The sequence below is a fragment of the Aquaspirillum sp. LM1 genome (genome assembly GCF_002002905.1).
Lineage (GTDB): Bacteria > Pseudomonadota > Gammaproteobacteria > Burkholderiales > Aquaspirillaceae > Rivihabitans.
Genome location: NZ_CP019509.1, coordinates 80,043 through 92,588, shown reverse-complemented (window position 1 = coordinate 92,588; position 12,546 = coordinate 80,043). Strand labels below are relative to the sequence as shown.

Here is a 12,546-nt window from a genome sequence, read left to right as displayed (position 1 = left end):
CAGGCAGGGCAACAGGCGGCCTGGTTGTCGAAACGACGCCTCCCGCCCGGAAAAGGATGCTCCATGGATCACGCCATTCACACCCTCAGTGAATTGTTTCGCCAGTTGGGGCTGGCCAGCGATGCCCAGTCGATTGCCGGCTTCATTGCCCGACATCGCCCGTTGAGCAGTGCGATTGCCTTGCCCGATGCGCCATTCTGGAAGCCGGCTCAGCAAGCGTTCTTGCGCCAGCAAATTGCGGCTGATGCGGATTGGGCCGCGTGGGTGGATGATCTGGACGTACGCTTGCGCCAGTAGTCAGTCATCATGATATAAAACTGATAATTGGTGCGGATGCCCGACGTCAGCGCACTCGCCTGCACGCGGGTATTTCAACGTGACTGAGGGCTCGACCTCTTTCGGTATGAGCCTAGTAGCCAGTCACCATGATTTGAACCGATTGACTGGTGCCTAGACCGCTTTCGGTATGAACTTCACCTGAGGGGTCGTTCCCGCGCAGGCGGGAACCCAGACCGCACCACAGTGTGCGCGGTGGGCATGGCGCAGGTAAGCGCTCGTGAGAACTCACCCCGCTGTGCGCTGTGGACACGCCTGGATTCCCGCCTGCGCGGGAATGACTCGGTGTCGTGCGGCGAGTAGTTCTTCGTGGCGACATGAACCCTTGTGTTTCAACGTGACTGGCTACTAGCCTCACTTGTCGTTCCCGCGCAGGCGGGAACCCAGGCCGTGCCACAGCATGCGCCGTGGGCGTTGAGCGTGGCGTGGTGGTGAGAGCTCGCACCTGCTGCACGCTGTGGATGCCTCTGGATTCCCGCCTTCGCGGGAATGACGGGGTGGGAGTGCGGCGGGTGGTTCGCCGTGGCAATGCAAAGCTTTGTTTTAAAATAACAAATAGAGATACTCGACGTCAGCTCGCTCACATATGCCCTTGCGTTTCGAGGTGATGGGTGACTAGACTTCTTTCGGCATGAGCCCCACCTCACTTGTCGTTCCCGCGCAGGCGGGAACCCAGGCCGTGCCACAGCGTGCGCCGTAGGCGTTGAGCGTAGCGTGGTGGTCGTGAGAGCTCGCACCTGCTGCACGCTGTGGATGCCTCTGGATTCCCGCCTGCGCGGGAATGACGGGGTGGAGGTGCGGTGGGTGGTTCGCTGTGGCAAGTAAAATCAAGTATTTGTTTTAAAATAACAAATAGAGATGCCAGACGTCAGTTAACTCACATATACCCTTGCGTTTCAAGGTGATGGGTGACCAGACCTCTTTCGGCATGAGCCTTACCTGACGTGTCGTTCCCGCGCAGGCGGGAACCCAGGCCGCGCTACATCGTGCGCCGTGGGCGTTGAGCGTGGCGTGGCGGTCGTGAGAACTTGCACCCGCTGCACGCTGTGGATGCCTCTGGATTCCCGCCTGCGCGGGAATGACGGGGTGGGGGTGCGGTGGGTGGTTCGCTGTGGCAAGTAAAAGCTCAGCGTCTCCCTCAGAGGTTCGGTCCAGATATCTCGGCGTGGGCTTACTCCAGCAAGGCCACCGACTTGACCTGCACCCAGAGCTCTTTGCCGGCGCTCACTGCCAGCTCATGGGCGGCGCGGCGGGTGAGTCGGGCCAGCAGTACGCTGCTGCCCACCCGCACCCGCGCCAGTGCCACGCCAGGGTGGTCGTCGTCGCCAATGGCGTCCACCTGGCCGCGCAGCACGTTCTGAATGCTGCTGTTGCCCGGCTGTTCGGCCAGGCTGACGTCGCGGGCCAGCACCCGCACGCGCACCTTGCGGCCCAGTGACAGGCCGGGGTTGCGCGCCCACAGGCTGCCGCCGGCAAAGTCCACGCGCGCCAGATGCCAGTGCGCATCCACCGCCCCGATGGTGGCGTCCAGAATCGCCCCGGCATCCTCGCCCAGGCGAATGGGCAAGTCCAGCCGCGCCAGGGTATCGGCCAGCGGGCCGCAGGCCAGCGCCCGCCCGGCTTCCATCGCCACCAGATAATCGGCCAGCCGTGCCACTTCGTCGGGGGAATGGCTGACATACAGCAGCGGAATATCCAGCTCGTCGTGCAGCCGCTCCAGATAGGGCAGGATTTCCTGTTTGCGCTTCAGATCCAGCGCGGCCAGCGGTTCGTCCATCAGCAGCAGGCGCGGGCACACCGCCAGTGCGCGGGCGATGCCTACCCGCTGGCGTTCGCCGCCAGACAGATGATCGGGCTTGCGCGTCAGCAGGTGGCCAATGCCGAGCAGTTCAATCGCCTGATCCAGCCGCCCCTGCTGCGCCTGGGCGTTGCGCTTCATGCCGTAGCTGAGGTTGCCCATCACGCTCAGGTGGGCAAACAGGCTGGCTTCCTGAAACACATAGCCAATCGGGCGCTGGTGCACCGGCAGCCAGCGCTGTGCATCCTGCCAGACTTCGCCATCCACCTGCAGCCGCCCATGTGCGGCGCGCTCCAGCCCGGCAATACAGCGCAGCAGGGTGGTCTTGCCCGAGCCGGAATGGCCAAACAGCGCGGTGATGCCGTGGCCGGGCAGTTCAAGATCCACATCCAGGGTAAAGCCTGGCCAGTTCAGCTGGAAACATGCCTGGATGGCGTTCATGCCGATGCTCCTTGTCCCGCTTTGGGCCGCCAGGCGTACAGCGCCAGCAGCACCACAAAGGAAAAGCCCAGCATGACAGCCGCCAGCCGGTGGGCATCGGCGTATTCCATTGCTTCGACATGGTCGTAAATCTGCACCGATGCCACCCGCGTCACGCCAGGGATATTGCCGCCAATCATCAGCACCACGCCAAATTCGCCCACGGTATGGGCAAAGGTGAGGATGGAGGCAGTGAGAAACCCTGGTGCAGCCAGGGGCACGGCCACGGTGAGAAACGCATCCAGCGGTGAGGCGCGCAGGGTGGCGGCCACTTCCAGCGGGCGATCGCCAATCGATTCAAACGCGGTTTGCAGGGGTTGCACCATAAACGGCAGTGAATAGAACACCGAGGCCAGCACCAGTCCCCAAAAGGTAAACGGCAGTGGGCCGATGCCCAGCCACTGGGTAAACTGCCCCACCGGGCCGTGCGGCCCCATGGCCAGCAGCAGATAAAAGCCGAGCACCGACGGCGGCAACACCAGCGGCAGCGCCACCACCGCGCCAATCGGCCCTTTCCACCAGGCCTTGCTGCGCGCCAGCCACCAGGCCAGCGGTGTGCCCAGCAGCAGCAGGATCAGGGTCACCACCCCCGCCAGACGCACGGTCAGCCAGATGGCTTGCAGGTCATTGTCAGTCAGCATGTTGTCTCCAGATCGGCCCGCCCAGGGGGCTACGCTGCGTTATCCCGGCGGGAGGCGGTGGCAGCGTGATATAAGCCAGGCAATAGCCGAATTTTAGCAAAGGCCATGCCTGACTGGCGAAACGAAAAACATGCACTTGATTTGACAGGAAAATACATCTGGCCCGCGCCAGGAGATGGGAGTAGAGGATGATGCGTTTGCTACAGAATGCTACAGCGACTGCTGGCCCGGCCTCCCCGACTGGGCGGGGAGGGGCGGGCTTACAGCTGTTTCACTTCGATGTTCAAGGTCTGGATCCGGTAGGCAATCTGCCGGGGGGTCATGCCCAGCAGGCGGGCGGCTTTGGCCTGCACCCAGCCGGCCTGCTCCAGCGCGGCAATCACCCGTTCGCGTTCAGACAAGGACGGATCGTCCACCGATGGCGGCGGGGCATTGCTGGCCGGGCTGGCCACCGGACGACTGGGGGTGCGGGCCGGCGAGCGGTCGCGGGCGCTGGGAAAGCAAATCAGCCCCACGTCAATCCGGCCATCCTCGGACAACACGGCGGCCCGCTCCAGACAGTTTTCCAGCTCGCGTACATTGCCCGGCCAGCCGTGTGCAGCCAGCCGGCTGGTGGCGGCGTCGGTCATGCGCAGCTTGCGCCCCTGTGCCTGGCCAATCTTGCTGAGCAGGTGCTGGGCAATATCGGGGATATCCTCGATGCGTTCGCGCAGCGGCGGCAGGAACAGCGGCATCACATTCAGCCGGTAAAACAAGTCTTCGCGGAATTCGCCAGCGTCCACTGCCGCTTCCAGGTCGCGGTGGGTGGCGGCAATCACCCGCACGTCCACCCGGATGGTGCGGTTGCCGCCCACCCGCTCGAATTCGCCTTCCTGCAGCACCCGCAGCAGCTTGGCCTGAAACGCCGCCGAGATTTCGCCAATTTCATCCAGAAACAGCGTGCCGCCATGCGCCTGCTCAAAACGGCCCTTGTGGGTATCCACCGCACCGGTGAACGCGCCGCGTTCATGGCCAAACAGCTCGGTTTCCAGCAGGTTTTCTGGCAGCGCGGCGCAGTTGAGCTTCACCAGCGCGTGGCGCGAGCGCGGCGAATGGTAGTGGATGGCGTTGGCTATCAGCTCCTTGCCGGTGCCGGTTTCGCCACGAATCAGCACGGTGGTGTTCCACTTGGCCACCTGGCGCGCCTGGTCGAATACCCGGCGCATGCTGGCCGAATGGCCGGCAACATTGTCAAAACCAAACTGCTGGCGCACGGTGCGGCGCAGTGAATCGCGCTCCTCAATCAGCGCGTGGCGCTCCTGCGCCACTTCACGCGCCAGCTGCACGCTCTTGCCTATCAGGTTGGCCACCATTTCGACAAACTGGCCACGGTCGCTGAGCAGGCCGTCGTCTTCGTTTTCTGGCTGCACTGCCAGCACGCCGCACACTGCATTGCCCGCCTTGATCGGCACGGCAATAAACGGCAGTTCCGGCAGGTAAACCCCCAGCCGGTGCAGAAAACGCGGCTCGTCGGCCACACGCTTGAGCATGACCGTGCGCGGTTTTTCCAGCAGCAGGCCCAGAATGCCCTCGCCGGGCTGGTAGCGCACGCTGTCGGTGGCGGCCTGGTCCGGGTGGTACAGGCTGTGCACCGCCAGATAGCCGGTGTCGGGTTCCACCACGCCAATCAGGCCGTGGGTCAGCCCGGCTTCATCGTGCAGCACGCGCAGCAGCTCGCGCAGCATGTCGGCGGTGTCCTGGGTGCGGTTGAACACCTGGCTGACCGCATACAGGGCCGACAGCTGCAGCAGGTTGAGGTGGTGGGTGGGACAGAAGTTGCAGTTCTGTCCGCCCGTCGCGGGCGTCACATCAGTGGGCGGAGTATCCATGTCGATTTCGCTTTACAGAGGATCGCCGTCCAGACGGAACTCCACCGTGACCAGACATCCCCCTCCGGGGTTTTCGGCCAGGTCGATGAATCCGCCATGGTCAGTGACCACTTGGTACGCGCGGGACAAGCCGGTGCCAAGATGGCGGCCACCGCTGCGTTTGGTGGTAAAGAAAGGCTCGAATGCCCGCAGTTCGCAATCTGGCGTCATGCCGGGGCCTCGGTCGGCCACGGTGATGACGATGCAATCATCGTGCTGGCGGGTTTGCAGCGCCAGTTCGCGCCGACGCCAGCCCTTGCTGCTCATGGCCTCAATGGCGTTGTCCAGCAACGCCTTGAACAGCACGCGCAACTGCACGGGCCGGCCATAGATCATGGGCAGGGTGGGCGCAGGCAGCCAGTCCACCACCACACCATTGGCCAGCAGGCTGGGGGTGACGATGTCGAGCACGTCACGCAGGATTTCGTTGAGGTTGATATTGCTCATGGTTTCTGGCCCGCGCGGCGGAATCACTTCGCGCAGCGCGTCCAGATGTACCCGGCTGGCGTCCAGCGCGTCTTCCAGCATGCTGGCGCTGGCCGGATCGCGCCGGCGCAGCAGATTCACTGCCGAGAAAATCACGTTCATCGGCTCTTCCAGGCGGAACAGCGCCGCCGACAGGCTTTCGCGAATGGCCGCCACCCGTTCTTCGTCAGCCAGAATGGCCTTCAGCGCGGCGGTGCGGGCGCGTTCCTGTTCGGCGCGCAGCGCGGTGATGTCGGAGCAGGTCAGCAGCAGGCCCACGGCGTTTTGCGCGCAGAAAAAACTGTCGGTGGCTTCGTTGCTCAGCCGGATCAGCTGGGCGGTGCAGGTATACCAGCGCGGCCCGCCCACCGGGCGGTCAAGCCGGGCTTCCAGTTCGGTGAACACACAGCGGCTGGGCTCGGTGACCAGCGCATGCCGCCAGTCGGGGCACAGGGTGTCCATCAGCAGGTGGGCCGGGTTGTCGTTGCGCAGGTCGCTGGCCATGGCCTGGTAGGCCTGGTTGTCCAGCATCACGTAGCCATTGCTGTCGAGCAGGGCAAACACCATGGGGGCAACGTCAAGCACCGAGGCAATCAGCTGTTTCTGGTTGTTGACCATGCATTCCAGCTGGCGCAGCGTGGTGACATCGCGGTGCATGCCCAGGTAGTGGGTCACGCTGCCGTCAGCGGCGTGTACTGGCGTGATGCTGACCTCGGCCAGGTAGACGCTGCCATCCTGGCGGCGATTGAGCAGCCGCCCGGTCCACGACTGGCCGCCAGCCAGGCGCTGCCACATTTCCTGGTAGACCTCGCGCGGGGTGGTCTGGTGCGACAGGATGGATTCATTCTGGCCCAGCACCTGGTCCAGCGTGTAGCCGGTGACGCGGGTAAACGCGGCATTGGCATACAGGATGTTGGCATGCCGGTCGGTAATCGACACGGCCAGATCGGCTTCTTCCACCGCCTGTCGGTACAGTTCGGGTGGCAGCGGTGCCACGCCAGTACGCAAAGCCAGAGTCGAGGATGCAAGTTCAGCCGACATGATGCGGTCTCCAGTTTTGGGGTGAGGCCGGGGTCGCGCCACCCTTGCGGCACACCCGACCTTTCTCGTGTTCGGAGCGCCCATGATAGCCCCTTGCGCGGGCGGGCGAACCGATATCATACCTGACACTCAAGCAGGAACTGTGCCGAGTGTCGTAAAAGCAGCAAACACGCAGAATTCCGGCCCCGAAGGGACAAACCCGACGAAAGCCCTGTCGGGTATCCGACATTGCGCTGCAGCATTTGCCGCGCGCCATCAGACAAACCCAGTGCTGGCAAGGCTTTGCGTGAAACTGGCCCAGTGTGGCATGCCTTATGCAAAAACAGGGCATTCCCTTTTGTGTGCGAGACCGTCATGAGCGAATACATTCTGCTACTGCTGTCCACCGCCCTGGTCAACAACGTGGTGCTGGTGAAGTTTCTTGGCTTGTGCCCGGCCATGGGCGTATCCAAGAGCGTGGACAGCGCGCTGGGCATGGGCCTGGCCACTACCTTTGTGATTACCCTGGCAGCGGGTGCCTCCTGGATGCTGGAAAACTGGCTGCTGGCCCCGCTGGGCCTGTCCTACCTGCGCATCCTCACCTTCATCCTGGTGATTGCCGCTGTGGTGCAGTTTACCGAAATGGTGATCCGCAAGATCAGCCCTGGCCTCTACCAGTCACTGGGCATTTACCTGCCGCTGATTACCACCAATTGCGCCGTGCTGGGTGTGGCGCTGCTGAACATCTCGCAGCAGTTCGGCCTGTTCAAGAGCCTGGTGTACGGTTTTGGCTCGGCCATGGGCTTTACCCTGGTGATGGTGATTTTTGCCGGCCTGCGCGAGCGGGTGGCGTTATCCAGAGTGCCCGACGCCTTTGACGGCGCGCCGATTGCGTTTGTCACCATCAGCCTGCTGGCGCTGGCCTTCATGGGCTTCTCTGGCCTGAACATCTGACTCTGAAAGGAAACCCTCATGCTTGCTGCCGTATTGAGTTTGACGGTCCTGGCCGCCGTGCTGGGGATTGTGCTGGGTGTGGCCAACCGCTTCTTGCAGGTGGAAGGCAACCCGCTGGTGGACGAAGTGATCGACATGATGCCGGGTTCCAATTGCGGCCAGTGCGGTTTTCCGGGCTGTTCCGGCGCAGCGGCTGCGCTGGTGGATGGCTCGGCACCCGCCACACTGTGCCCGCCGGGCGGCAAGGCACTGGCCAGCGCGCTGGCGGCCAAGCTGGACCTGGCGCTGGACTTGTCGGGCATGGACGATTCCGGCCCCAAGCTGGCTGCGGTGGCCGAAGAGCTGTGCATTGGCTGCTGCCGCTGCGCCAAGGTGTGCCCGACTGACGCCATTGTGGGCGCCGCCCGGCAAATCCACAACGTGCTGCGCGAAGCCTGCACTGGCTGTGAAAGCTGCGTGCCGGTGTGCCCAACCGAAGCCCTGCTGATGAAGCCGGTGCCGGTGACCCTGCAACACTGGGTGATGCCGCGCCCGGCCCCGGCCACTGCGGCCGCCTGATTGCGATTGCCAAGGATCAAGTCATCATGAACATGCGTACCTTGCTGGACAAACTGCTGGGCAGTGCCGACTGGGGCATTCACCCGGACGACCGCAAACGCCCGGCGGCTGATGCACCAATCCGGGTGATGCCCGCCCCGGACCGGCTGTATCTGCCGCTGTCGCAGCATTCTGGCGCGCCCGCGCGCCCGGTGGTGCTGGTGGGGCAAAAAGTGAAAAAAGGCCAGTGTCTGGCCGAAGCCCAGGGCATGGTGTCGGCCCCGGTGCATGCGTCCACCTCCGGCACCGTGGTGGCCATCAGCGAAGTGACCGCGCCACACCCGTCCGGGCTGACCATGCCGGCCATTGTGCTGGAGCCGGATGGTCTGGACGAATGGATTGCGTTGCAAGGCTGCGACGACCCGTTTGCCCTGTCGCCAGCAGAGCTGAACAAGAAAGTGGCGGCTGCCGGCGTGGTGGGTATGGGCGGTGGCACCTTCCCGTCGGCAGTCAAGCTGACCGGGGCCAACCGCGCCGGCATCCACACGGTGATCATCAATGGCGGCGAATGCGAGCCGTATCTGTCCTGTGACGATGTGCTGATGCGCACCCAGGCCGCTGGCGTGGTGGATGGCGTGCGCCTGATTGTGTATGCCTCGGGGGCCAAACAGGCGCTGATTGGCATTGAAGACAACAAGCCCGAGGCGATTGCCGCCATGCAGGCTGCTGCCGCCGGTTTTGCCGAGGTGCGCGTCTGCCCGGTGCCGGCGCGCTTTCCGATGGGCTTTGACAAGCAGATGGTGAAAACCCTGACTGGCATTGAAGTACCCGCCGATGGCCGCTCGTTTGACGCGGGCGTGCTGGTCAATAACGTGGGTACGGCGCTGGCGGTGTCGCAGGCCGTGCGCGAAGGCCGCCCGCTGGTGTCGCGGCTGGTGACAGTCAGCGGTGCCTGTGTGAGCGCGCCCGGCAATGTGGACGTACCGCTGGGGGCGCTGGCGCAGGATGTGCTGGCGTTTGTCGGCGGCCTGAAGGGCGATGGCATTGGCCTGGCCCGGCGGGTGATTGGCGGGCCGATGATGGGCTCGCAAGTGCAGCACTGGCGGGTGCCGGTGATGAAAGGCGTGAGCGGCATTCTGGCGCTGGACCGCGAAGAAGCCCGCGACGAAGAGGCCCACGACTGCATCCGCTGCGGCAGTTGTGTTGAAGCCTGCCCGATGGGGCTGCTGCCGCTGGATATGGCCGCGCATATCCGCAAGGAAGCGCTGGGCGAAGCGGTGGACCTGGGGCTGAAAGATTGCATTGCCTGTGGCTGTTGCGCCTATGTGTGCCCGTCGAGCATTCCGCTGGTGCAGCACTTCACCTACGCCAAAAACGAATTGTCTGCCCGCGATCGCGCCACCTTGCGGATGGAATCCACCAAGAAACTGGCGCAGGCGCGTGAAGCCCGGCTGGCAGAGGAAGCGCGCGAAAAAGCCGAAGCCGCCGCCAAGCGCAAGGCCGAACGCGCCGCTGCTGCCGCTGCTGCTGCGGCCAAAACCGCTGCCAGCGCCGAAGCCAGCCCACAGGGAGAACCCACATGAGCGCTGTTTCCACTTCCCGCCCGGTTGCCTCGCCGCATGCCCATGCCGGCAAGACCGTGGCCGGCACCATGATGCGGGTTGAACTGGCGCTGGTGCCAGCTACCCTGTTTGCCTTCTGGCTGTACGGCTGGCCGTCGTTTTTGGTCTGGGCGCTCACCTTGCTGTCCTGTGTGGGGTTTGAGGCGCTGTGCCTGCGCCTGAAAGGCGATCCGCGTCCATCGCGGGCGCTGAAAGACCATTCGGCGCTGCTCACTGGCTGGCTGCTGGCGCTGACCCTGCCGCCATGGTCGCCGTGGTGGGTGCCGGTGGTGGGCGGGTTTCTGGCCATCGTGATTGGCAAGCAGGTGTTTGGCGGCCTGGGCCAGAATGTGTTCAACCCGGCCATGGTGGCACGGGTGGCGCTGCTGGTGTCGTTTCCGCTGCCGCTGACCACCTGGGTGCTGCCTGGCGCGCAGGCCAGCCTGTCGGCACCGGGGTTTACCGAAAGCCTGTTTATTGTGCTGGGCGTCACCGGCATCCCCGACGCCATGGCCAGCGCCTCGCCGCTGGGCTACGCCAAAACCGAACTGTCGCGCGGCATTGACCTGCTGCACAGCCTGACCAGCGGCCATGCGCCAGCGGCGGCGGCCTGGCATGGCATCCGCACCGGCAGCCTGGGCGAATCCAGCGCGGCGCTGCTGCTGGCCGGGGGGCTGTATCTGCTGGCTACGCGCATCATCGCCTGGCATATCCCGCTGGCCGTGCTGGCCGGGCTGGCCATTCCTGCCGCCATTGGCCACAGTGTCGATCCGGCACATTACCTGGACCCTGCCAGCCATATTCTGTCCGGGGCGGCCATTCTGGGGGCGTTCTTTATCGCCACCGATTATGTCACTTCGCCCACCACCCCACTGGGCAAGCTGCTGTTCGGGCTGGGCATTGGCCTCTTGACCTGGATTATCCGCACCTGGGGCGGCTACCCCGAGGGCATGGCGTTTGCCGTGCTGTTCATGAACGCCCTGACTCCCATGCTGGACCGCGCCTTCAAGCCGCGCATCCTGGGGCGTCAGCGCAACGGTAAACCGCTGGATGTTCCGGCTGCCAAGGAGGCATGAAGATGAATCTGGACGCCATTCGGGAAAAACTCGGCTATCAGCCGGTGCTGCTGGGCACGGTGGCGCTGCTGGTCAGCGGCGCACTGGCCGTAGCAGCCAGCAGTACCCACGATGCCATTGCCGCCGCCGAAGCCGCCGACCTGCGCAATTCGCTCAGCGAAGTGCTGCCCAAGGGCTTTGCCGACAATGATCTGGTCAAGGATGTGGTCACCCTGCAATACAAGGACAAACCGCTGACCATTTACCGCGCCCGGCTGGGCAGCGAGCTCAAAGGCGTGGTGTTTCAGGTCAGCGAGCGCGGCTACAGCGGCGAAATTGCCGTGCTGATGGCCGTGGATGTCAGCGGCAAGATGCTGGGTGCCCGCGTGCTCAAGCACACCGAAACCCCTGGTCTGGGCGACAAGATTGAAATTGCCAAGGACAAATGGATTTTGAGCTTTGACGGCAAGTCTCTGGGCGAGCCACCGGCAGACAAATGGGCGGTGAAAAAGGACGGTGGTGTATTCGACCAGTTTGCCGGCGCCACCATCACCCCGCGCGCCGTGGTCAAGGCGGTCAAGGGCGGCATGGTGTTTTTCAGTGAGCACAAAACCGACATTCTGGGAGGCTGAACATGGCTGACAGCAATACGCCCTCGGTGGGCAATGTAATGAAGGAAGGGCTGTGGGGGCAAAACGTGGTGTTTGCCCAACTGCTGGCCATGTGTCCGACCATGGCGGTGACCACCAGCGGCACCAATGGCCTGGGCATGGGGCTGGCTACCACTGCCGTGCTGATTGTGTCCAATATTCTGGTGTCGATGATTCGCCACACCGTCAGCTCGCAGGTACGCATTCCGGTGTTTGTGGTGGTGATTGCCGGCCTGGTGACTGTGGTGGACATGGCGCTCAACGCCTGGATGCATGATTTGTACAAGGTGCTGGGCCTGTTTATTGCGCTGATTGTGGTCAACTGCGCCATTCTGGGCCGCGCTGAGGCATTTGCAGTGAAAAACGGCGTGTTGATTTCAGCCGTGGACGGCCTGGCCATGGGCCTGGGCTTTACCGGCGCGCTGACGGTGATTGGCCTGATCCGCGAGTTTTTTGGTTCGGGCACCCTGTTCAGCAATGCCTCAAACCTGCTGGGCCCCGGTTTTGCCTTTCTGGAAATGACGCTGCCGGGCTACGGCGGCGCACTGCTGATGATTTTGCCACCGGGTGGCTTTGCCATCCTGGGGTTCTTGCTGGCAGGCAAGCGCGCCATGGAAGCCCGTCAGGCGCGCCATGCCGGCAAGCCCGCCCCGGCGCATGCCGAACCGGCGCACTGCTGAGCCTGCCGGCGCTGATTGACCGGTCAGCCGCGTTGTGGCGTGGCTGACCGGTGTCTTGAACCGTCCCCTACCGGATAATGGGATAATGCCTGTTGCCTGGGTTGGGGTGTCTTGATGCAAACGATGTAAAGGAGCATGCCATGCAAGTGGGTGTTGTGTATTCCGAACCCGGCCAGCAAGTCTGGCTGAGCCTGGACGTACCGGAGGAATCCACCGTGGTGGACGCCATTGAGCGCTCCGGCATTCTCAAGCAGTTTCCGCATGTGGATCTGGCCGAGCGCAAGGTGGGCATTTTTGGCCGGGTAGTCAAGCCCAGCACAGCGCTCAAGGCGGGGGATCGGGTGGAAATTTACCGGCCCATCATTGCCGATCCGGAAACCGTACCGCGTCGGGACACCCCGGCGGATGATTGATATAGGGAA

The 12,546-nt window shown here is 63.7% G+C and carries 12 protein-coding genes; 8 read left to right on the top strand and 4 right to left on the bottom strand.

Annotation, left to right across the window (positions count from 1 at the left end; translation table 11 throughout):
• Positions 1-63 precede the first annotated feature (63 nt).
• Positions 64-297: a DUF2789 family protein gene (locus BXU06_RS00365; protein ID WP_077295977.1), complete on the top strand. Its 234-nt coding sequence runs from the start codon at positions 64-66 to the stop codon at positions 295-297.
• 1,210 nt (positions 298-1,507) lie between these two features.
• Here BXU06_RS00365 and modC read toward each other — a convergent pair.
• From modC to nifL, 4 genes are all read right to left on the bottom strand, one after another.
• Entirely contained in the window at positions 1,508-2,575 is a 1,068-nt protein-coding gene (gene modC, locus BXU06_RS00360; RefSeq protein WP_077295976.1) for a molybdenum ABC transporter ATP-binding protein, read from the bottom strand.
• A complete protein-coding gene (modB, locus tag BXU06_RS00355; RefSeq protein ID WP_077295975.1) occupies positions 2,572-3,255 on the bottom strand; it encodes a molybdate ABC transporter permease subunit in 684 nt (227 codons plus the stop codon). Before modB ends, modC begins: the two co-directional genes overlap by 4 nt.
• Before the next feature lie 260 nt (positions 3,256-3,515).
• On the bottom strand, positions 3,516-5,123 hold the full coding sequence (gene nifA / locus BXU06_RS00350) for a nif-specific transcriptional activator NifA (protein WP_077295974.1): 1,608 nt from the start codon (positions 5,121-5,123) through the stop codon (positions 3,516-3,518).
• Positions 5,124-5,135: 12 nt separating this feature from the next.
• Positions 5,136-6,668 (bottom strand): nitrogen fixation negative regulator NifL, encoded by a 1,533-nt coding sequence (nifL, locus tag BXU06_RS00345; protein ID WP_171982065.1) that lies wholly within the window; start codon positions 6,666-6,668, stop codon positions 5,136-5,138.
• Between the two features lie 354 nt (positions 6,669-7,022).
• Here nifL and rsxA point away from each other — a divergent pair, with 354 nt between their 5' ends.
• The 7 genes from rsxA (at position 7,023) to BXU06_RS00310 (ending at position 12,537) form a co-directional block, all read left to right on the top strand.
• On the top strand, positions 7,023-7,601 hold the full coding sequence (rsxA, locus tag BXU06_RS00340) for an electron transport complex subunit RsxA (protein WP_077295972.1): 579 nt from the start codon (positions 7,023-7,025) through the stop codon (positions 7,599-7,601).
• A gap of 18 nt (positions 7,602-7,619) precedes the next feature.
• Positions 7,620-8,159 (top strand): RnfABCDGE type electron transport complex subunit B, encoded by a 540-nt coding sequence (locus BXU06_RS00335; protein ID WP_077295971.1) that lies wholly within the window; start codon positions 7,620-7,622, stop codon positions 8,157-8,159.
• A 26-nt stretch (positions 8,160-8,185) separates the two neighbouring features.
• Positions 8,186-9,721 (top strand): electron transport complex subunit RsxC, encoded by a 1,536-nt coding sequence (gene rsxC, locus BXU06_RS00330; protein ID WP_077295970.1) that lies wholly within the window; start codon positions 8,186-8,188, stop codon positions 9,719-9,721.
• Positions 9,718-10,815, top strand: a complete 1,098-nt coding sequence (locus tag BXU06_RS00325; RefSeq protein WP_077295969.1) for an RnfABCDGE type electron transport complex subunit D — start codon at positions 9,718-9,720, stop codon at positions 10,813-10,815. Before rsxC ends, BXU06_RS00325 begins: the two co-directional genes overlap by 4 nt.
• Before the next feature lie 2 nt (positions 10,816-10,817).
• Positions 10,818-11,426 carry an electron transport complex subunit RsxG gene (gene rsxG, locus BXU06_RS00320; RefSeq protein WP_150125047.1) on the top strand — a complete coding sequence of 203 codons (609 nt, stop codon included), beginning with the start codon at positions 10,818-10,820 and terminating at the stop codon, positions 11,424-11,426.
• 2 nt (positions 11,427-11,428) lie between these two features.
• Positions 11,429-12,124, top strand: a complete 696-nt coding sequence (locus BXU06_RS00315; RefSeq protein WP_077295967.1) for an electron transport complex subunit E — start codon at positions 11,429-11,431, stop codon at positions 12,122-12,124.
• Positions 12,125-12,264: 140 nt separating this feature from the next.
• The gene (locus tag BXU06_RS00310; RefSeq protein WP_077295966.1) at positions 12,265-12,537 is read left to right on the top strand and encodes an RnfH family protein; all 273 of its coding nucleotides are present in this window, start codon (positions 12,265-12,267) and stop codon (positions 12,535-12,537) included.
• Positions 12,538-12,546: the final 9 nt, after the last annotated feature.